This is a genomic window from Streptomyces sp. NPDC031064, assembly GCF_055570965.1.
Genome location: NZ_JBVIGF010000008.1, coordinates 117,489 through 136,387, shown reverse-complemented (window position 1 = coordinate 136,387; position 18,899 = coordinate 117,489). Strand labels below are relative to the sequence as shown.

Below are 18,899 nucleotides of genomic sequence, written 5' to 3'. Positions count from 1 at the left end.
GCATGACTGGACGACCGCTCCGCGTCGGACTCGTCGGCTACGGCCTGGCGGGGTCCGTCTTCCACGCTCCGCTGATCGCCGCGACCGAGGGCCTGGTCCTCGACACGGTCGTCACCGCCAACCCGGAGCGGCAGCGGCAGGCCCGTGACGCGTTCGGCGGGGTCCGCCTCGCCGCGTCGGCGGACGAGCTGTGGACGCGGGCCGGTGAGCTGGACCTGGTCGTGATCGCGTCCCCCAACAAGACGCACGTCCCGCTCGCGACCGCCGCCCTCAAGGCGGGCCTGCCGGTCGTGGTCGACAAGCCGGTCGCCGGCACGGCGGCGGAGGCGCGCGGGCTGGCCGCCCTCGCCGACGAGCGCGGCCTGCTCCTGTCCGTCTTCCAGAACCGCCGCTGGGACAACGACTTCCTCACTCTGCGCGCCCTGCTCGACCGGGGCGAGCTGGGCGACGTACAGCGCTTCGAGTCCCGCTTCGAGCGGTGGCGGCCGCGGCTCAAGGGCGGCTGGCGCGAGTCGGGGGCGCCGGAGGAGTTCGGCGGGCTGCTGTACGACCTGGGCAGCCATGTCGTCGACCAGGCGCTGGTGCTCTTCGGCCCCGCCGCCCAGGTGTACGCCGAGTCGGACGTACGCCGCCCAGGCGCCGAGGCGGACGACGACACGTTCATCGCGCTCACGCACGCCGGCGGCGTCCGCTCCCACCTGTACGTCAGCGCCACCGCCGCCCAGTTGGGCCCGCGCTTCCGGGTGCTCGGCTCGCGGGCCGGGTACGTGAAGTACGGCCTGGACCCCCAGGAGGCGGCGCTGCGCGCGGGCGAGCGGCCCGGCCCGGGGTGGGGCGCCGAGCCCGAGTCGATGTGGGGCGCGCTGGGCGCCGGTGAGTCCCCGCTGACCGGCGGCGGCACCCCGGTCGCGTCCCTCCCCGGCGACTACCCGGCGTACTACGCCGCCATCGCCGCCGCCCTGCGTGACGGCACGCCCCCGCCGGTCACCGCGCACGAGGCGGCGGCCGCGCTGGACATCCTGGAGGCGGCGCGCCGGTCGGCCCGCGACGGTGTGACGGTGACGCTGTGACCGCCCCCACCCTCGCGGAGCTGGAGGAGCAGCAGGCCCGCCTCACCCTCCCCCGCTTCACCTACGACGACGCCTGGACGCTCGGCACCCTCCTGGTCGACCTCGCCCGCGAGCGCCGCGCCCCGGTCGCCATCGACATCCGGCGCGGCGGCCAGCAGCTCTTCCACGCCGCCCTGCCCGGCTCCAGCGCCGACAACGACGCCTGGATCGACCGCAAGCGCCGCGTCGTCGAGCGGTACGCCGAGAGCTCCCTCCTCGTCGGCACCCGCTTCCGCGCCAAGGGCAAGTCCTTCGACACGGACTCCCGCCTGGACCCCGACCGCTACGCCGCCCACGGCGGCTCGTTCCCCATCACGGTGACGGGCGCGGGCGTCATCGGCACGGTCACGGTCTCGGGCCTGCCTCAGGTCGAGGACCACGCGCTGGTGGTGGAGGCCCTGGAACGCCTCACCGGCGCCTGACCAAAGACCGGCGGGCCACCCCCCTCCCCCGAGGGGTGGCCCGCCTTCCCTTTCACGCCTGACGTCAGGCGTCCTTGAGCTCCTGCCGCTGCCGCCCGAGCCCCTCGATCTCCAGCTCCACGACGTCACCGGCCCGCAGGAACGGCTTCGGCTCCGGCTGGCCCATGGCCACGCCCGCCGGCGTACCGGTGTTGATGACGTCGCCCGGGTACAGCGTCATGAACTGGCTGACGTACCGCACCACTTCCCCCACCGGGAAGATCTGGTCGGAGGTGGAGCCGTCCTGCTTCAGCTCGCCGTTCACCCAGAGCTTCAGCGACAGCGCCTGCGGGTCCGGCACCTCGTCGGCCGTCACGAGCCAGGGGCCGAGCGGGTTGAACGTCTCGCAGTTCTTGCCCTTGTCCCAGGTGCCGCCGCGCTCGATCTGGAACTCGCGCTCGGAGACGTCGTGGGCGACCGCGTACCCCGCGACATGCAGGAGCGCGGCCTCCGCGGAGTCCACATAGCGGGCCGTACGTCCGATGACTACCGCCAGCTCGACCTCCCAGTCGGTCTTGCGGCTGCCGCGCGGTACGAGCACGGTGTCGTCCGGGCCGACGACCGTGTCGGACGCTTTGAGGAAGACGACCGGCTCGGCGGGGGTCGCCTGGCCCGTCTCGGCGGCGTGGTCGTGGTAGTTCAGCCCGATGCACACGACCTTGCCGACGCGCGCCACCGGCGGCCCGATCCGCAGCCCGGCCGGGTCCAGTTCGGGCAGCACACCGGCGTCGGCGGCGGCGCGGACCCGGTCGAGGGCGGAGGCGTCGGAGAGCAGGTCCCCGTCGATGTCCGGGACGACCGCCGACAGATCCCGCAGGACCCCGTCCTGGTCGAGCAGCGCGGGGCGCTCGGCGCCCGCCGTACCGACGCGCAGCAGCTTCATGGTCTTCTCCCTGTGGTCGAGGTATGCCCCGGCCGATGGAGTGCGGCCATCGGAGGATTGGTCGATCCTCCAAGACATCGGACCACCCCGCAAGACCCCGTTCACCCAGTGGACGAGCCCCGGAAGAGGTACGCCCGCTCGGCGGCGGTCCAGGCGGTGCTCGTGACGACATAGAGCGCGGCGGCCAGGGGGACGACGGCGACGGTGACGAGGGTCGCGAACGACAGCAGCGGCATGACCTTCGCCATGCCGCCGGGCATGGCCCCGGGCGTGGCCCCGCCCAGGTCTCCCATCTCCGCCATCTGCCCCTTGGTACGCCGGTACGTGTACGTGGCGACGGCGGCGACGATCACGAACAGCGCCAGGTACACCAGCCCGGCGGCCCCGAGGACGCCGCCGTCCGCGAGGGCGTCCGCCCAGCGCCCGCCGAGGGGCGCGGCGAGCAGGGTGTGCCCGCTCAGGCTCCCGCCCGAGAAGAGGTGGTACATCAGGAAGAACGCGGGCGCCTGCAACAGGCTCGGCAGGCACCCGGCCAGCGGCGACACCTTCTCCTCGGCGTGCAGCTCCAGCACGGCCCGCTGCAACCGCTCCGGATCCTTGGCGTGCTTCTTGCGCAGCTCGGCCACCCGCGGCGCCAGCCGCGTACGCGCCTTCTGCCCGCGTGCGGCGGCCCGGGACAGCGGGTGCACGGCGAGCCGTACGAGCATGGTGAAGGCGACGATGGCGGCGGCCGTGGCGGAGCCGTGGAACAGCGGCTGGAGCAGCCCGGCGAGCTGCTCGACAAGTGAGGCGAAAACGGACATGGAAAGGAGCCCTCCGAGGGGTCTCGTCGTACCGGAATGTGACTCTCGGCATGACGAACCGCGGAGGAGGACCGGGAAGCGGAGCCCCTACGCGGCCGTCGGAAGGAGACGGCCGGGCGCTCGGGGCCGCCGGCGCCCGGAGGCGTCGGGGTCGCGCTGCGGCAGGAACGCGGTGCGCCGCTCACGGTCGCGGATGGCCGTACGCACCCGGGTCGGCGGTACGGCGGGCACGCGGCGCGCGGCGATGACGGCGCACGCGACGAGCTCGGAGCCGACGGCGACGAGCGCCACGGCAGCGGAGAGGGCGCCGCCCTCGGCGTGGAGGCCCTCGGAGAAGAGGAACAGCAGGAAGCCGACGAGGCCGCAGCGCGCCAGCGGCGCGACAAGACGACTCATGAACCCCTCACCCCCCCTCTCGTGCCTCTAACGTGGCCGCATCGAACGGAGTTCCCCCCACACGATGAGCCGGTACGCCGAACTGTACTCGGGAGTACACGTGGTGAGCGTCACGTAGTAGCCGGGCTCGCTGTACCCCTTCGGTACGGCGGCGATGGCGGCGGTATCGCGGGGCGAGGTCCGCGCGAGCGTCCGGTCGACCACGTACGTGAACACCCCGTCGCGCGTCTCGACGATGATCTCGTCGCCCTTCCGGAGCCGGTTGATGTACCGGAACGGCTCGCCGTGGGTGTTGCGGTGCCCGGCGAGGGCGAAGTTCCCGGCCTGCCCGGGCTGGGCGGTGCCGGGGTAGTGGCCGGCGTACCCCTTGTCGAGGAGGGGTTTGCCGACGCCCCGGCCGATGGGCACGGCGAGCCGGAGGGCGGGGATGCGGAGGATGGCGTACGCGGCAGGCTGCCGCACGGCCGGACGACTCGCCGCACCGGAGGCCCGGCCCGCGCTCTGCCCGCCCTCAGCCACCGAAGGCGAGGGCGCGGGGGCGGGGGCGGGGGCGGGGGCGGGGGCGGGCGGCGGGAGCGCCCTCCCTCCCCACTCCCGCTCCAGGGCGTGGACCTGGCGCTGGGCACCGGCGCGGGCCTGCTGGTTGGTCCACCAGAACTGGTGGACGACGAGGAGCATCAGGACGACCCCGACCGTCACCACGATCTCGGCCCCGACCCACATCCCCCGGGCGAGCATCCCGCGCCACCCGCCCTGCCGCCGCCGTACCACCACCGGTATCCGCTCGCGCACGCGGGCACCATAGGTGCTGCCCCGACAACCCACCAGACCCGCCGCACAGCAGTACGGTGTCCCCCATGCGCCCCGACACGCCTGCCGATCACATCACCGAAGCCGAGCGTCTGCTGCGCACCGCGGCGCAGTACCCCGAGGACCGCGAACCGCTGCTCCTCCAGGCGGCCGCCCACCTGGAGCTGGCCGGTGCCCGCGCTCGCGCGACGACGCTGTACGACGACCTCCTGGCCGCGACGCCGCCGCCGGAGAACCCATACCTGATCAAGGCCCTCAAGGCGGCCAACCTCTGGGAGTACGGCCACGAGGCCGAGGCCCGCGCCATCATCGAGGGCATCCGCGCCACGCCCCCCGCCGACCCGGCCGCCTGGGAGATCGTCGCGGAGACGCTGGAGGCCCACGACGAATTGGAATCCTCCGAAGCCGTCTTCACCACCGCGGTGACGACCCTGGTCCCCTCCCCGGACGACGAGGTCCCGTACCCGACGCAGTCCCTCCTCATGGGCCGCCACCGCGTGCGCCGCCTGCTGGGCCTCCGCCACGACGACTGGGACGTCCTGGCGGACCGCCTCCACACCGGCGCGGTCCCGCTGGACGAGCTGCACGACCCCAAGCGCCTGTGGTCCCTCGGCTCCTCCGACCCCGCCGAGCTCCAGGCCGAGATCACCCGCCTGCGCAGCGAGCTGGGCTCCTACCGCACGGCCCTGTCCCGCCCCTTCCCGGTGGCGGTCCTGCTCTGGCCGGCCGACGAGCTGACCGAGCTCCTCGCCGCCTACCCGGAGCTGGAGTCCGAGTACCCGACCCACGCGGCCCACCTCACCGACATCGAAGCCTCCCTCCGCGAACTCTCCGCCGCGGGCACCCCCAACCTGGGCATCGTCCAGGGCACGGTCCCCTCCTACGAAGCCTTCGCCGCCTCCGAGTCCACCTCCCCCTCCAACGCGGCGCTCCTCCCCCAGTACGCCACCACCCTCGCCGCCCGCGGCCGCGCCACCCCCTGGCCCCCGGCCCGCACCTCCCCGTGCTGGTGCGGCTCGGGCACGAAGTACGGGGACTGTCACGGCACTGCCCGAATCTGACCCTCCACGATTCGGATCGTTCCCCTCCTCTTCACCATTCGCATGCAGTACTTTCACAATTGACTACTGCCGCGACTGGCTCCCTGTTCCCCCACACAGTCCCAGTCCCTGTGTGCGAGGGAGACGTGTGCCATGACGAACGCGTACCAGCAGCCCACCACCGCCCGCCCCCTGTACCGCATGAAGCGCGTCTGGGCGGGCGGCCTGCTGCTCCTGCTGATCGGCACCGGCTGCGGAGCCCTGACCACCGAGGGCAACACCGAACCGGCCACCAAGGCCGCCCCCGCCGTCACCGTGACCACCACGGCCACGGCCACCGCCACGGTCACCGCGACCCCCACCACCGCCCCCGCCCCGGCTGTCACCGTCACCGAAACGGTCACAGCCACGGCCACGGTCACCCGCGAGGCCCCCGCCAACGACGACTCGGGCAGCGGCGATTCGGGCACCTCCGACGAGAACGTCTACTACCCCAACTGCGCCGCCGCCCGCGCCGCCGGCGCCGCCCCCGTCCTCCGCGGCGAACCGGGCTACGCCAGCCACCTGGACAGGGACAACGACGGGGTGGGGTGCGACAACGGTTGACCGGCGGCGTCCCTAGTCGGCCAGTCGCCAGTCGACGGCTTGTGGGGAGCCACCCCAACCAATGGGGCGCTCCCACACGGCCACGATGCCCAGCGATGCGAGGTAGTCGGCGTAGTGCCCTATGTCGTGGGTGAAGAGGGCGACCAAGTGCGGAGCCGGCTGCTGCTTCTTCTCGTAGTAGAAGTGCCGGTACTCGTACAACTGCCCAACGGCCTCACGTACGGCCCGGTATTCCTTCCCAGGCTTCACCGTCTTGCCCTCGACCAGCCACTCCCGCTCGGGTGAACGAGGGTCGCGGAGGACTACGTCACGCGGGTGCATCCCCTCGGTGATCGGGATGTACCCGCATGCGACGGCGTGCTGTGCGAACCTCAGCATCAGCGCCTCGTGTTCCTTGGTCCGCTCTTGTCTGCCGCCCTGGACGTCGACGTAGTAGCTCTCGCTGCTCTTCGGTCGGAACCCGCGCAGCGGGTCGTCGGCATGCCCACGCTCCGGGTACTCAATGACGGGTTCGTCGTCCTTCGGTGTCTGGAGCCAGAAGCGGTCGACGGCGGCGGCGTCCCGAAGGAGCTGCACCGCCTCGTCCAAATCGCTCGCCAAGACCTCATCTGACGGCAGGTCCTCGATCAGATACCGCCGCGCCGCCACATTGGCCTTCTCATACGAGCGCGGCCGCCAGTGCTTCGCCTCAACGCGCAGATCCATCGAGTCCTGCCACTGTTCAGCCAGCGTCGGCCGCAACGCTCCGCGCAACGTCTGTGCCTGTGCGGTCAGATAACGGTGCAGCTTGCCGCCCTTCCCGTACGCCTTACTCAGCTTGGTCACGCCCTGCTGGAGCGTCAGGGTGACCGAACTGCGGGGGTAGTCGAAGATGTAAGCGAGGTAGAGACCGTCGTGCGGGTTTTCGTTGATGGTGCGGTCGAAGACACCGATCCAGGGAGTCAGGCTCGCCTTTCCCTGCCCTCCGTAGCCGATGGCGGAGCACCTCTTTGGCCAGGGCAAGTCCGTTCGCTTCTCCACCGCCCACAGCAGGGCGTGTCCAGGAAGATCACTGGTCGCCATGCCATCAGGCTCGTACGTCTCGGCTATGCGTATCAGCAGGTCACGGAGGGACATTCACAGAAAGTAGCCCGAGTCGATCACTTTCGGCCACACAATTGACGATTAGCGATCAACATAGCCAAGTTACGGAGCACGGTCTGGCCATGCCAGACCAAGTTGTCAGTGCCTCTTGGTAGAACGAGTCCAACGATCACGTCTACTGGGAGCCGCGATGCCTCAGATCGGCAGCGATTCATCGACCCTGTCAGCGGGGCTGTACGAGCAGCTCATCACCATGCGGCTCGAACAGCAGTTGGCGGGGATCGCCGATCAGGGGTGGCACCAGATCAGCGGCACCATCGGGCCGGAGTCCGTCCCTCACGTCCTCGCCAGACACGTCGCCGAGACGGTGCGCCGCGTGCTCCACGGTCTGCCGGCCGAGGAGCGAGTCCACGCCGCGAACCACATCCTGGAATCCATCAGCACCCTGGAGGGCGCCCGCGAGTGGGTGGAGTTGGTGGCCGATGGCCCGCGTGAACTCCTCGCACTGGCCCGCCAGGAAGCCCCGGGCGTCTACGCGGTCCGACCGGCGACGCCCCTCTCGGACACCGCGCTCCTCACCAACTCCCCCGAGGACCCGAGCCTCGGCTTCGAGCTCCGTACCGAAATCGCCACCGCCGACCGCGTCGACCTCCTCTGCGCCTTCGTGAAGTGGCATGGGCTGCGCATCATCGAGCAGTCCTTGAAGGCCGCTTGTGAGCGCAGGGTGCCGATACGCGTCATCACGACGACATACATCGGGGCTACCGAACGCCGGGCCCTGGACCGCCTCGTGCGGGAATTCGGTGCCACGGTCAAGGTCAACTACGAGACCCGCTCCACCCGCCTCCACGCCAAGGCCTGGCTGTTCCGTCGCCACACCGGATACGACACCGCGTACGTCGGCAGCTCGAACCTCTCCAAGGCGGCGCTGTTGGACGGCCTGGAGTGGAACGTCCGCCTCTCGTCCGTCGCCACGCCGGACGTCCTCCGCAAGTTCGAGGGCACCTTCGACGCCTACTGGAGCGATCCCTCCTTCGAGACGTACGACCCGGAGCACGACGGCAGCCGCCTCGACGAGGCACTCACCATCGCTGGTGGCACGTCCTCAGCCTCCTCCACCCGAATCACGCTGTCCGGTCTGGAGGTCCGGCCGTATCCGCACCAGCGCGACATGCTGGAGCGTCTGGAGGTGGAACGGGCCGTCCATGACTGTCACCGCAACCTCCTCGTGGCCGCGACAGGTACCGGCAAAACGGTGATGGCCGCCCTCGACTACAAGCAGCTCCGCAAGCGGTACGGACGCGATCTCCGACTGCTCTTCGTGGCACACCGCCGGGAAATCCTGCAGCAGTCGATGCGGACGTACCAAGACGTGCTGACCGATGCGAACTTCGGTGAGCATTTCCACAGCGGTGAGATTCCTGAGCGCTGGAACCATGTCTTCGCCAGCGTACAGTCCCTCAATACACGTGCGCTGGAGCAGTTGACGCCCGACCACTTCGACGTGATCGTGATCGACGAGTTCCACCACGGAACATCGCCGACGTACCGGAAGATCATTGACCACTTCGCCCCCCTGGAGTTGCTCGGCCTGACGGCAACGCCCGAGCGGATGGACGGCAAGAACATCCAGGACGAATTCTTCAATGGGCGGATCGCCGCGGAAATGCGCCTGTGGGAGGCGCTGGAGAACGACCTGCTCAGCCCGTTCCACTACTTCGGCATCAGCGACAACACCGACCTCAGCGCGGTCCAGTGGAAGCGCGGTGGGTACGACGCGACGGACTTGGGCAACGTGCTCACGGGTAACGACGCCCGGGCACGGTTGGTCGTCAAGTCAGTGCAGGACAAGATCGCCAACCCGTCGACCATGCGGGCTCTCGGCTTCTGCGTGACCGTCGCCCACGCCCACTTCATGGCGGAGTTCTTCCGCACTGCCGGCCTGAACGCCGTCGCGCTGTCCGGCGAGACACCTCCCGAGCAGCGAAAGCGGGCCCTGGCCGATCTCAAGGCCGGCGCGCTCCAGGTGATCTTCTCGGTCGACCTCTTCAATGAAGGGCTCGACATTCCCGACGTTGACACCTTGCTCCTACTGCGTCCCACCTCCAGCGCCACCGTCTTCCTCCAACAGCTCGGCCGTGGGCTCCGGCGCAGCGAGAACAAGGCCGTGCTGACCGTTCTCGACTTCATCGGCCAGCACCGCAAGGAGTTCCGCTTCGAGAACCAATTCCGTGCGCTGACGAACCTCACACGTAAGCGCCTGCTGGCCAACATCGAGCACGACTTCCCCCAGTTGCCGTCCGGGTGCCAGATCATCCTGGAGGAAAAGGCCAAGAAGACGATCATCGCGAACATCAAGGACCAGATCGGCGTCAATGTCACCGCTCTGGCCCGCGAGGTGGCTGACTACGCCATCCCCGAGCTCAGTCACTACCTCGCGGAGAGCGGCCGTGAGCTGAAGGAGCTATACCGGGGCAGCGGAAACTCCTGGACCGGGCTGCTCCGCCGGGCTGGGCTGTTGAAGGCCGACGCGCCGGATGGCGAGGCCGCTCTGCTGAAGCGCATCCCTTCCTTCCTGCACGTCGATGACCCACTCCGCGTCGCGGCCTACACCCGTCTCCTCGAGGACAGCGCCCCCGCCTACGACGAGCTTGACGAGAAGGGCCAGGCGTACGCCCGCATGCTGTTCTTCCAGCTCTGGCCGTTGGGGGGCGTCACCCGCAAGGGCTTCGCGAGCTACGACGAGGGCTTCGCCAGCCTCCGCGGCCAGCACGCCTTCCGCGACGAGCTACGCCAGGTCCTGGCGTACAACCTGGCGCACACGGAGCACGTCCCGATCCCACTGGTGGGCGACCAAGCCGGTCTGCCGCTGACAGTGCATGCCTCGTACAGCCGCGAGGAGATCCTGCCCGCACTCGGCCAGTCATTCATCGGCGGCTTCCTACCGGGCGACTTCCGTGAGGGCGTGAAGTGGTGTGACTCCATCAAGACGGACGCCTTGTTGATCACCCTAGAAAAGGACGAGAAGGACTTCTCCCCGCAGACGCGCTATCACGACTACGCCTTGAGTGACACGCTCTTCCACTGGGAATCGCAGAACCAGACCTCCGAAACCTCACCCACCGGCCTGCGGTACCAGCGTCACGCCACGGAAGGCAGCCATGTCCTGCTCTTCGTCCGCCGCTACAAGAGCACGGACATAGGCGGAGCCCAGCCGTGGATGCTGCTCGGACCAGCCACGTATGACGGCCACAAGGGCAGCAAGCCGATGGCCATCACCTGGCGGCTCCACCACGAAATCCCCGCCGACGTGTACACCTACGCGGCGATCGCAGCGAGCTAGGCGTACGCCTCGGCCTCGAAGTGCGTCTGCGCCCGGTCCAGCGCTTCGTCCGGATCGCATCCGTGAGCCCGTAGCCAGTGGAGGAGGTCGGCGATCACATCGATCACCGCCTCCTCCGCGGCGGCGACGCTCAGCAGGCTCGGCGTCGCCACACGCGGCAGCTTGGACGCGCCGTAGAGGGTGAGCATCGCTTCGGCCCGGGTCACCCGTGCACCACCGCTGTGACCGTCGGGTGCGGTGAGGCCCGTCGCGATCTCGCACCAGGTCACCTTCCGGTCGGCGCGGAGCTGGACGCCCCAGCGATCGGCAACCGCGTCGATGAGGGCCATCCCTCGGCCGCCCTCGGCGTCTGGGCCGGCCTGGAGGAGGGTGGGCAGGGCTCGGGTGTCGGGGTCGTGTACCTCGATGCGGAGGTAGGTGCCGCTCATGGACATGGCGAGCGTCGCGGGCGTCCCGACGCCGACGTGCGTGATGACATTGGCGACCAGCTCACTCGCGCAGAGCTGAGCAGCTTCCGTCTGCTCGCCGAGTCCCCACAGTTTCAGGTGGGTCCTGATGACGTTCCGGATCCCGGCGGCCTCTCGTGGGTCCGCCAGGAACGGGAGTTCCCAGGGCTTTCTCGACATGCAGGCTTCGTGAATCATGTCCGTCCCCTTTCGCCGTGCGTCTCCGCCTCCCGAGGCGGAGCGTCACGGTGGCCAGCATGGAGCCTGACCCATCCCGCCATGCAATGTGCACAACGGGATTCCCACCAATGAGTGATTGGCACCAGCGTGGTGCGGAGCGGACACTTGAACGCCTCTCAGAGAAAAGAGGGTTGAGATGGCAGGGTCACCGACAGCCCGGCGCCGCCGCCTGTCGATCGAGCTGAAGAAGCTCCGCGAGAGCAACGGGTACACGTGCGCCCAGGTGGGTGAGGCACTGGACTGGAGTGGCTCCAAGGTCAACCGCATGGAAACGGGCCACGGGCGGGTCCAACCGTCGGACGTTGACGCGCTGTGCCGCTTCTACGAGACCGACGACGAACTGCGCGAGTTCCTCAAGTCGCTGGCTCGGCAGGCCAAGACGCGCGGCTGGTGGCAGGCACACGGAAGCGGAGTGCCACCTTGGTTCTCCATCTACATCGGCCTGGAGCAGGACATCTCCACGTTCAGGCAGTATCAGTGCGAGTTCGTGCCCGGCCTCATGCAGACTCCTGCCTACGCCGCCGAGTTGCACCGCGCAACGAACCAGCTTCCGCCCGAGGACGTCGAGCGGGCCGTACGGGTAAGGATGGAACGCCAGGCGATGCTTGCCCGCCCTGATGCTCCTGACGCCTGGTTCATCATGCACGAGGGCACCTTGCGCAACGTCATCGGGGACACGGCGCTGATGCGGGAGCAGTTGGAGCGCATCCTAAGCTCAATGGAGCTGCCGAGCGTGACCATCCAGGTGCTGCCCTTCGACACCGGCTCCTATCCCGCGACGGGGTCCTTCACCATGCTGGGCTTCCCTGATCCGGAAGACCCGGACATCGTGTATCGGGACGGCATCACCGATGCCATCTACCTGGAGGGGGAGAGCGACGTGCGGGAGTACGCGCGGGCGTTCGACATGCTGAGGGCCGCCGCAGCGAGCCCTCAGCGTTCCGCCCAGGTGATTCGGTCCGTACTGAAGGATTACGCGAGATGAATCAACGCCCCAGCCACATAGGCCCGACCGACCTTCGATGGTTCACGTCCTCGTACAGCAATGGCTCCGGTGGGGAATGCGTGGAGTGCGCGCCCACCCGTGACGGGATGCTCGTGCGGGACTCCAAGCGGCACGGTGGGCCTACCGTGGCCGTGTCCGGGCAGGCGTGGCGGGCCTTCGTCGGATGGGCTCAGCCCAGCCAGCGCTCCGCCGCCGCCTGAACGGCCTCTGGTGTCGGAACCGGGCGGGAATCGGCCGGCCAGTGGGGGTGGGCGGTCGCGAGCTTGGTGGTGAGTTCGTGGGCTAGGGCCAGGCGGGCGTCCTGGGACGGTTCCGTGGCGATGCGGCGGCCCCAGCGGACCGTGTCGACGATGGCGGACTTCACCGCCTCGTAGGCGAGGTAGTAGTCGAGGGCCTCGTGCCAGTGCTCGCGGCATGCGGGGGGTGCCGCGTGGTGCCAGGCGGTGGTGATGGCCGTTCGGTCGGCGGCCGTGGGGGAGGTCTTGTGGAGGTGGTCCGCGAGGTCGTAGACCGGGTCTCCCCACAGGGCCAGTTCCCAGTCGAGGAAGACGACGTGGTTCTGGTCGGTGAGGATCATGTTCTTGCGGTGGATGTCCGCGTGGAGCAGGCGGAAGGGGCGGGCGGTCAGGGTGGCCGCGCGGGTCTGGAGGAGGGCGCATGGGTCGTCGGGGACGCCGAGGGCGTCGTACAGGGCGCTGATGGAAGCGTCGCCCCGGTGCCGGATGGTGCGGACGAGGGCCAGGAGGCGGCCGGCGAAGGCGGGCGTGTCGCCGTCGCGGGGCCAGTCGGGCGGCACCGGCGGGAGGGCGTGGGGCGGGACGTGGAGCAGGTGGGCGAAGAGCGTCCCGATGGCGTCCAGCACCGGCTCGGGGAGCGGCTTGCCGTCGGGGGCGAGGTCGTCGACGCGGCGGCCCTCGACGAACTCGTGGATCTGGAAGTCGGGGTCGGCGCCCGCGTGCAGCAGGCGCGGGGCCGAGGGGACGTGCGGGGCGATGGCGGCGAGTACGTCGGCCTCCGGCCACAGGGTGGGGTCCATGGCCTCGGCCCCGCCCGAGCGCATCCGGACGATGACCGGGCCTCTGTCGCCCTCCACGCGGACGTTGCGGTGGTAGTGGCCCGACTGGGCGCCTTCCCGGGCGCGGGCCTCCTCGTAGAGGGCGACAGGGTCCACGGTTACCTCTCCAGCCAGGGGGCGAGGGCGGCGGCGACCCGCTGCGGGGTCATGTCGGGAGGCGAACCCCACACCCGGCGGGCGGCGTTCAGCTTCTTCGCCAGGCGGCCGATGAGGAAGTCCCGCTCCGCAGGGGCGGCGGGCCCGAGCTGCTTGGAGTACCTGATCGTGTCGACGATCGCCGACTTGACGCGCTCGTGGGCCATGTACAGGTTGAGGTCCGTGCGGGGGCCGGCGATGCACTGGGGCGGTAGCCGGTCCCGCCATTGGCGCAGCACCTCGGTCCGCTGCTCGTCCGGGTAGTCCATCTTGTGGAAGTGGATCGCGATCTCGTACACGGGGTCGCCCCACAGCGCCAGCTCCCAGTCCAGGAACCAGGTGGCCGCGTCGGAGACGATCATGTTCTTGCGGTGGAGGTCCGCGTGCAGCATCACGAACGGCCGGGAGGTGAGCCCGTCCCACAGCGGGTCGACCACCGCCAGCGGCTCGGCCGGGATGCCGAAGGCGGCGAAGACGTCCCCGTACTCCCCCAGGTGCGTGGTGTGGATGCGCCGGGTGAGGCCGGCCAACAGTCGGCCGAAGCCGGCGCTGTCGCCCGATTCCGGCCAGTCGAGCGGACGGGCCGGGGTCTTCTCCGCCGGGATGCGGGCCAGTTGGTCCATCAGCGTCACCACGTCGGTCATGACGTGGGCGGGCACCGCGCTGCCCCGTGGGCAGAAGCCGTCCAGGACGCGTCCCTCGATGAAGTGGTGCACCTGGAAGCGCGGGTCCTCCGACACATGGCGCAGCCCGGGCGCCTGGCCGACGTAGGGGCCGATGCAGGCGAGTACGTCCTCCTCGCGCCAGATCCGTACGTCCATCACGTCCGCCGCCGCGAGCGGGATGCGCACATTCACCTTGCCCTCCGGCGTACGCACCCCCACGTTGCGGTTGTAGTAGCCGGCGGCGGCATCCTCCGACGCCAGGGCCTGCTCGTACAGCGTCAGCCACGTCACGGGGCTCACGAGGCCACCTCTTCGAGCATCATCGACAGCACCTCGTCCGTCCGGCGGTTCAGGTCCTCCAGCGTGCCCAGCGGTCGCAGCAAGGGGCGGGCCCGGTCGGCGGCCGCCACGAGCTCCGGCGTCGCGAGGCCCGTCCGCTCGGCCGCGCTGTGGATCGCCAGGACCAGCGAAGGATAGACCTGGCACGCCTCGAACTCCCGCGCCGCGTGGTGCAGCAGCCGCTGTGTCGCCTGCCGCTCGCCCCGGCGCAGCAGCAGGAACGCCCGGAACATGTCCGCCCGCGCCCGCCCCGACCGGTAACCGGCCTGGTCCAGTGCGGTGTTGGCGTTGCGGAAGGAGACCTCCGCCCGGTCCAACTGCCCGAGCCGGAGCTGTGCGATGGCCATCGCCGTGTACACCTTGCCGAGCTCGTGCTGGGCGCCCAGGTCCCGCTGGACGTCGAGGGCCGCGCCCGCCTCCGCCACGGCTGCCCCCGGGTCGGTGAAGGCCAGCAGCTCGGCCCTGTTGGTCCGGATGTTGGCAAGGCCCACGACGGCGCCCACGGCCTGGTACTCCTCCTCCGCCTCGGCCAGGAGACCGGCGGCCCTGGTGAAGTCCATCAGGAACCGGTGGCCCAGGTGCATCAGGCGTTTCAGGTCGCCCCGGGTGACGCGCTCGTGCGGCGCGCAGATGCCGTGGACCTCCTCCGCCAGTGCGAACGCGCCCGCGAAGTCGCCCTGCCACATGCGGATGTCCGCGACGCACAGCCCAGCCGAAGCACGGGCTTCCCCGGCGTGCTCGGCCCATACCCGCTCGAAGATGCTCGCCGCGTGGCTGCTCTCCCCGGCGATCCGGCGCGCGTTCGCCCCGGCGAGGGCGAGCCGCGCCGACACCACGGACCGCACGGGCATGTCGAGGGCGGGGGTCATCGCGATGACCGCGCTCGCGTCCCCGAGTTCCAGCCTGGACTCCGCGTCCAGGCAGTCGGCGGCGTCCCGGATGCCGGGCAGGGCGTCCAGGGCGTACGGCGTCGCGGGCGGGGAGGCCAGGAAGTCCCGGATGTCCTTGATCATCCCGTCGCGGGCCTGCCGGCCGCTCATCACGACGGCCCGGTCGGCGTGCTTCTGGATCTGCTCCGGCGAGATGTCCTCCGCGTGCAGGCCGTGGTAAACGGCCTCCCGCAGCGGGGAGGACCGGGCCACGCCGGAGTCCCCCGAGCCGGTTTCCATCCGGTCCGCGAGCTCCTCCCAGTACTGCCGCATGACGGAGTGGACGTGGCGTTTGACGGAAGGGGACAGGTGGTGCTGGAGGGCGACGATCATGAGCTGGTGCAGCCGGTACCAACCCTGCGGCAGCGGATACGCGAACGAGTACGCGGTCAGTGACTCCCAGGTCAGCAGGTTCGCCGGCAGGTCGAAGCTCCGGCCGATCGCGCGGAACATCCCCAGGTCGAAGGTCCGGGCGACGCTCAGCAGCTCCAGGATGCGCACCTCGTCGGGCGCCACGTGCTGGAGGAACCGCTGGACGATCTCCTCGGCCGTCCCCGCGTCCGCCGCCGTCCTCGCCGGGTTCTGCGCGTGCGTGTCCACGGCGAGGTGGAGGTAGAACGGCACCCCCGCACTGGCCTCGGCGATCATCCGCTGCTTGGGGTTCTCGGTGATGCCCGCCTGGGCGAGGAGGTCCAGGCGGGCCGGCATCGGCAGCCCGTCGATCCGGGCCTTCCGGATCACCGTCTCCCACTCCTTGTCGTACGCCGCCCACGGCACCGTCTCCCGGCTCGCGAGGACGGTCAGCCCGCCGTGGAGCTGGCCGAGCAGGTCCCGCAGCCACGCGTCGGACCCGTAGCTGCGGCCGCCCGGCAGCGGTGTGGGCACCATCGCCTCGTAGGCGTCGACGAACAGGACGTACGGCCGCTCCTCGGCCGACTGGCGCATCTCCTCGGCGAACAGGTACGACACCGCGTGCCCCAGCTCGGCGTTCGACAGGTTGTCGAGCTCCTGGAGCGTCGGGTCGGCCTCGATCCGCTGGCGCCGCTGGCGGTTGGCCATGGCGCGGCCCGTCAGGCGCACGAGCCCGGCGGCCGTTCCGAAGACGGGTAGGCCCATGGCGTCGTCGAGGATCTTCGACAGCACCTCGCTGTCCTCGGCGAAGGGCGTGTTCTTCCGGTCCATCTGGAGCTGGGGGTGCACGCGCTGCCACAGCACGGCGTACGCGATGTCGAAGCGGTCGAACTTCACGCCCTGCGCCCCGAACTCCATGCGCAGCACGGCCAGCGCGTCCTCCTGCTGCCGCAGCGTGGGCAGTTGCAGGTCCAGACGGGCCGTACGGCAGGTGTCGGGGGTGCGGTTGCGCAGCTCCTGGAGGAGCCGGGACTTCCCGATCCCGCCGACGCCGACGACGTTCAGGATCCTCAGCCGGTCGGCGATCCCGTGCAGCTCCTCGTCGTACGTGGCGAGCAGTTCCTCACGGTTGAAGAACTGGCGTTGCAGCGCCGAAACTCGTCGATAACGCGGCCTGATCGGCATGGCGGTCGCTCCCCCTGATACCCCAACGCTACGAGGGTGAGGCTACGGGATTCAGTGCCCGGTCGCCCCCCGTAGCACCTCCATCACCCAAGGATTGTGCGGGAGTTGTGCTGCCCGGGCCTCGGCCATGAGCTCGTCGCGGTGGCACAGGCCCCGCTCGGCGATCTCCGCGAGCAGCACGGTGACGGCGTCCTCCGTCTCCAGGTACGGGATCGCGTCCATCACGGCGCGCGGCAGGGGTACGCAGGCGAGGCCGGCGACCGGTACGCGGCGTGCGGGGCGGATCGTGGGGCGTACGCGGACGTAGGCGTGACCGCGCGGGCCGGCGCGGTGGGTGACGAGGACGTCGACCTTGGGGGCCGGTACGGACGTGACGCCGTACAGGGCGAGGGCGGCCGGGCCGGTGAGGAGGGCGTCGGGGCCGGCGTACAGGAGGGCTCCGCGCAGGCGCTGTTGCCGGGTGGGCGCGGCGGTCTGGAGCACGATCACGCGTGGCAGCAGGCGGCGCCAGGGGCCTGGTGGTCGGCAGAGGCCGGCGATCGCGGAGGAGGCACAACCCAGGTCCATGAGCTGGTGGACGGTGGCGACCCCGTCCTGGGCGACGACGAGCGGGTCCGCGGCGAGGCGGTGCGGAGGCATGGGGGTGGTCGGCATGCGCGGTTGGTGCCCTAGGGGCGCGTGCGCCTATCCGCTTGGCCCTGTGCCGTTACGTGATGGTGGCAGGAAGGCTCCTGCACCACCCCTGGTGGTTACTTCTTGTCATCGGACGGTCACCGTGCGGTTGGGCGGCCGGTGCGCGGGGATCTTCGGCGCGTCGCCGAACCCCGATGAACGGAGCCTTGGATGCGCCGAGTTGTGAAGTACGCCCAGGTCTTTTGCGCCGCGGCCGTTCTGGTCGCCACGGCGGCGGAACCGGCGGCGGCGAGTGCGGTGGGGTACGCGAAGGTGAGCGGGTTCTGCTACACCATGCAGGGTCACGACCTCTGCCTCCCCTGGACGACCCTCGGTCACTTCATCCGGGGCTCGGGCAAGAAGATCACCCGGCAGGAGGCGTCCATCCAGGACACGGCCGGGCTCGACAGCGCCGGGGCGGCTTGGTGCAACTGGCGCATCGACTGGCGGTACGTGAACACCAATGGCCGCACGTACCAGGTCAGCCGGGGCGCTACCCACCACGGCTGCGACGGCTGGAACTCCATCGGCCGTGTCGACAAGAAGAAGCGCACGTTGAAGCACTACGGCAAGGCATGCGCGGACTTCTTCGTGAACGGTTCGAAGCGCGCCACCCAGTGCCACTACATCACCAAGTGACAGGTGGATCAGATCATGGCTCGACGCCTCCTCACCTCTCCCCAGGCCCGTGCGTTGCGGTGGCTGCTGATCGGCATGCTGTGCTCCATCGGCGGAGCGCTGTTGGTGATGGGGGTGACGCTGCTCCTCCCCGACGACGTGACGCGGTCAATCTCGGAGCGCACCTACAGCGGCCTGGTTCTTACCGCCGCCCTGGCGCTCTGCGCCGTCGTGTACGTACGCACCCGCCGCAAATCCCCCCGCCCCCCGCGTTAGCCTCGACCAAGGCATGACCGAGCGTCGTACGGGCGTACGACTGGACGTAAGGCAGGGCGACGACATGGCGAGGGTTCCGGCAGCGGTGGTGGCGGCGGGTGGGCTCGTCGGGGGGTACGCCGTGGCACGGTGGACGAAGAAGCGGCCGCTCGGTGGGGTGGCCCTGGCGGCGGCGGGGGCCGTGGCCGCGCGGGAGTGGCGGGAGCGCAGTGGGGGCAAGGCCGCCGCGGGGCTGACCGCGGCGTACGTCGCGGCGTTCGCCGGGTCGCATCCGCTGGCCAAGAAGGTCGGGGCGTGGCCGGCGGTGTTCTCGGTGGCCGGGGCGATGGCGGCGGCGTCGTGGGCGGTCAGCCGGAAGAGCGGTTGACCGGGAACGGTTGAACACCCGCTCGACGGCGTACGTATAAGACAGCACCTCCCCACAGTGG

20 protein-coding genes are annotated in these 18,899 nt (G+C 70.2%); 10 read left to right on the top strand and 10 right to left on the bottom strand.

All coding sequences use genetic code 11. The features are described 5' to 3' along the window. The first annotated feature begins 2 nt into the window (after nucleotides 1-2). Together ACZ46W_RS27325 and ACZ46W_RS27320 are read left to right on the top strand one after the other, a co-directional pair. The gene (locus ACZ46W_RS27325) at nucleotides 3-1,070 is read left to right on the top strand and encodes a Gfo/Idh/MocA family oxidoreductase (protein WP_468342711.1); all 1,068 of its coding nucleotides are present in this window, start codon (nucleotides 3-5) and stop codon (nucleotides 1,068-1,070) included. After that, nucleotides 1,067-1,531 (top strand): heme-degrading domain-containing protein, encoded by a 465-nt coding sequence (locus tag ACZ46W_RS27320; RefSeq protein ID WP_468342708.1) that lies wholly within the window; start codon nucleotides 1,067-1,069, stop codon nucleotides 1,529-1,531. Before ACZ46W_RS27325 ends, ACZ46W_RS27320 begins: the two co-directional genes overlap by 4 nt. Nucleotides 1,532-1,595: 64 nt before the next feature. Here the strand turns inward: ACZ46W_RS27320 and ACZ46W_RS27315 are convergent, their stop codons facing one another. From ACZ46W_RS27315 to ACZ46W_RS27300, 4 genes are all read right to left on the bottom strand, one after another. After that, nucleotides 1,596-2,453 (bottom strand): fumarylacetoacetate hydrolase family protein, encoded by an 858-nt coding sequence (locus ACZ46W_RS27315; protein WP_468342705.1) that lies wholly within the window; start codon nucleotides 2,451-2,453, stop codon nucleotides 1,596-1,598. Between the two features lie 101 nt (nucleotides 2,454-2,554). Continuing rightward, complete coding sequence (locus tag ACZ46W_RS27310; protein WP_468342702.1) at nucleotides 2,555-3,256, bottom strand: YidC/Oxa1 family membrane protein insertase; 702 nt, start codon at nucleotides 3,254-3,256, stop codon at nucleotides 2,555-2,557. 87 nt (nucleotides 3,257-3,343) lie between these two features. Next, nucleotides 3,344-3,652, bottom strand: a complete 309-nt coding sequence (locus ACZ46W_RS27305) for a DUF6412 domain-containing protein (protein WP_468342699.1) — start codon at nucleotides 3,650-3,652, stop codon at nucleotides 3,344-3,346. A gap of 27 nt (nucleotides 3,653-3,679) precedes the next feature. Further along, a complete protein-coding gene (locus tag ACZ46W_RS27300) occupies nucleotides 3,680-4,444 on the bottom strand; it encodes a class E sortase (RefSeq protein WP_468342696.1) in 765 nt (254 codons plus the stop codon). Nucleotides 4,445-4,509: 65 nt separating this feature from the next. On the opposite strand from ACZ46W_RS27300, the gene ACZ46W_RS27295 reads away from it, so the two are divergent. Beyond that, nucleotides 4,510-5,523: an SEC-C metal-binding domain-containing protein gene (locus ACZ46W_RS27295; RefSeq protein WP_468342693.1), complete on the top strand. Its 1,014-nt coding sequence runs from the start codon at nucleotides 4,510-4,512 to the stop codon at nucleotides 5,521-5,523. Between the two features lie 132 nt (nucleotides 5,524-5,655). Continuing rightward, nucleotides 5,656-6,108 (top strand): excalibur calcium-binding domain-containing protein, encoded by a 453-nt coding sequence (locus tag ACZ46W_RS27290; protein WP_468342690.1) that lies wholly within the window; start codon nucleotides 5,656-5,658, stop codon nucleotides 6,106-6,108. A 12-nt stretch (nucleotides 6,109-6,120) separates the two neighbouring features. Here ACZ46W_RS27290 and ACZ46W_RS27285 read toward each other — a convergent pair whose 3' ends face one another. Next, nucleotides 6,121-7,224 (bottom strand): MrcB family domain-containing protein, encoded by a 1,104-nt coding sequence (locus ACZ46W_RS27285; RefSeq protein WP_468342687.1) that lies wholly within the window; start codon nucleotides 7,222-7,224, stop codon nucleotides 6,121-6,123. 157 nt (nucleotides 7,225-7,381) lie between these two features. Between ACZ46W_RS27285 and ACZ46W_RS27280 the strand changes: the two genes are divergently transcribed. Beyond that, nucleotides 7,382-10,534: a DEAD/DEAH box helicase gene (locus ACZ46W_RS27280; protein ID WP_468342684.1), complete on the top strand. Its 3,153-nt coding sequence runs from the start codon at nucleotides 7,382-7,384 to the stop codon at nucleotides 10,532-10,534. Here ACZ46W_RS27280 and ACZ46W_RS27275 read toward each other — a convergent pair. Continuing rightward, complete coding sequence (locus ACZ46W_RS27275) at nucleotides 10,531-11,178, bottom strand: ATP-binding protein (RefSeq protein WP_468342681.1); 648 nt, start codon at nucleotides 11,176-11,178, stop codon at nucleotides 10,531-10,533. The two genes, ACZ46W_RS27280 and ACZ46W_RS27275, sit on opposite strands and share 4 nt — an antisense overlap. Before the next feature lie 178 nt (nucleotides 11,179-11,356). Between ACZ46W_RS27275 and ACZ46W_RS27270 the strand changes: the two genes are divergently transcribed. Continuing rightward, nucleotides 11,357-12,205 carry a helix-turn-helix domain-containing protein gene (locus ACZ46W_RS27270; protein WP_468342678.1) on the top strand — a complete coding sequence of 283 codons (849 nt, stop codon included), beginning with the start codon at nucleotides 11,357-11,359 and terminating at the stop codon, nucleotides 12,203-12,205. Next, the gene (locus ACZ46W_RS27265; RefSeq protein ID WP_468342676.1) at nucleotides 12,202-12,426 is read left to right on the top strand and encodes a DUF397 domain-containing protein; all 225 of its coding nucleotides are present in this window, start codon (nucleotides 12,202-12,204) and stop codon (nucleotides 12,424-12,426) included. The genes ACZ46W_RS27270 and ACZ46W_RS27265 overlap by 4 nt, the downstream gene beginning before the upstream one ends. Here the strand turns inward: ACZ46W_RS27265 and ACZ46W_RS27260 are convergent. Genes ACZ46W_RS27260 through ACZ46W_RS27245 form a run of 4 tightly spaced genes read right to left on the bottom strand, consistent with a single transcriptional unit; the run spans nucleotide 12,396 to nucleotide 17,559 of the window. After that, entirely contained in the window at nucleotides 12,396-13,397 is a 1,002-nt protein-coding gene (locus tag ACZ46W_RS27260) for an aminoglycoside phosphotransferase family protein (RefSeq protein ID WP_468342673.1), read from the bottom strand. The two genes, ACZ46W_RS27265 and ACZ46W_RS27260, sit on opposite strands and share 31 nt — an antisense overlap. 2 nt (nucleotides 13,398-13,399) lie before the next feature. Then, nucleotides 13,400-14,401 (bottom strand): phosphotransferase family protein, encoded by a 1,002-nt coding sequence (locus tag ACZ46W_RS27255; RefSeq protein WP_468342670.1) that lies wholly within the window; start codon nucleotides 14,399-14,401, stop codon nucleotides 13,400-13,402. Then, nucleotides 14,398-16,905, bottom strand: coding sequence for a hypothetical protein (locus ACZ46W_RS27250; RefSeq protein ID WP_468342668.1), 2,508 nt, complete (start codon nucleotides 16,903-16,905; stop codon nucleotides 14,398-14,400). The genes ACZ46W_RS27255 and ACZ46W_RS27250 overlap by 4 nt, the downstream gene beginning before the upstream one ends. A gap of 51 nt (nucleotides 16,906-16,956) precedes the next feature. Beyond that, nucleotides 16,957-17,559, bottom strand: coding sequence for a hypothetical protein (locus ACZ46W_RS27245; RefSeq protein ID WP_468342665.1), 603 nt, complete (start codon nucleotides 17,557-17,559; stop codon nucleotides 16,957-16,959). A gap of 189 nt (nucleotides 17,560-17,748) precedes the next feature. Here ACZ46W_RS27245 and ACZ46W_RS27240 point away from each other — a divergent pair, with 189 nt between their 5' ends. From ACZ46W_RS27240 to ACZ46W_RS27230, 3 genes are all read left to right on the top strand, one after another. Further along, entirely contained in the window at nucleotides 17,749-18,216 is a 468-nt protein-coding gene (locus tag ACZ46W_RS27240) for a hypothetical protein (protein ID WP_468342662.1), read from the top strand. A gap of 15 nt (nucleotides 18,217-18,231) precedes the next feature. Continuing rightward, nucleotides 18,232-18,471 (top strand): hypothetical protein, encoded by a 240-nt coding sequence (locus tag ACZ46W_RS27235; RefSeq protein WP_468342659.1) that lies wholly within the window; start codon nucleotides 18,232-18,234, stop codon nucleotides 18,469-18,471. A gap of 64 nt (nucleotides 18,472-18,535) precedes the next feature. Then, on the top strand, nucleotides 18,536-18,838 hold the full coding sequence (locus ACZ46W_RS27230) for a hypothetical protein (protein WP_366131280.1): 303 nt from the start codon (nucleotides 18,536-18,538) through the stop codon (nucleotides 18,836-18,838). Nucleotides 18,839-18,899: the final 61 nt, after the last annotated feature.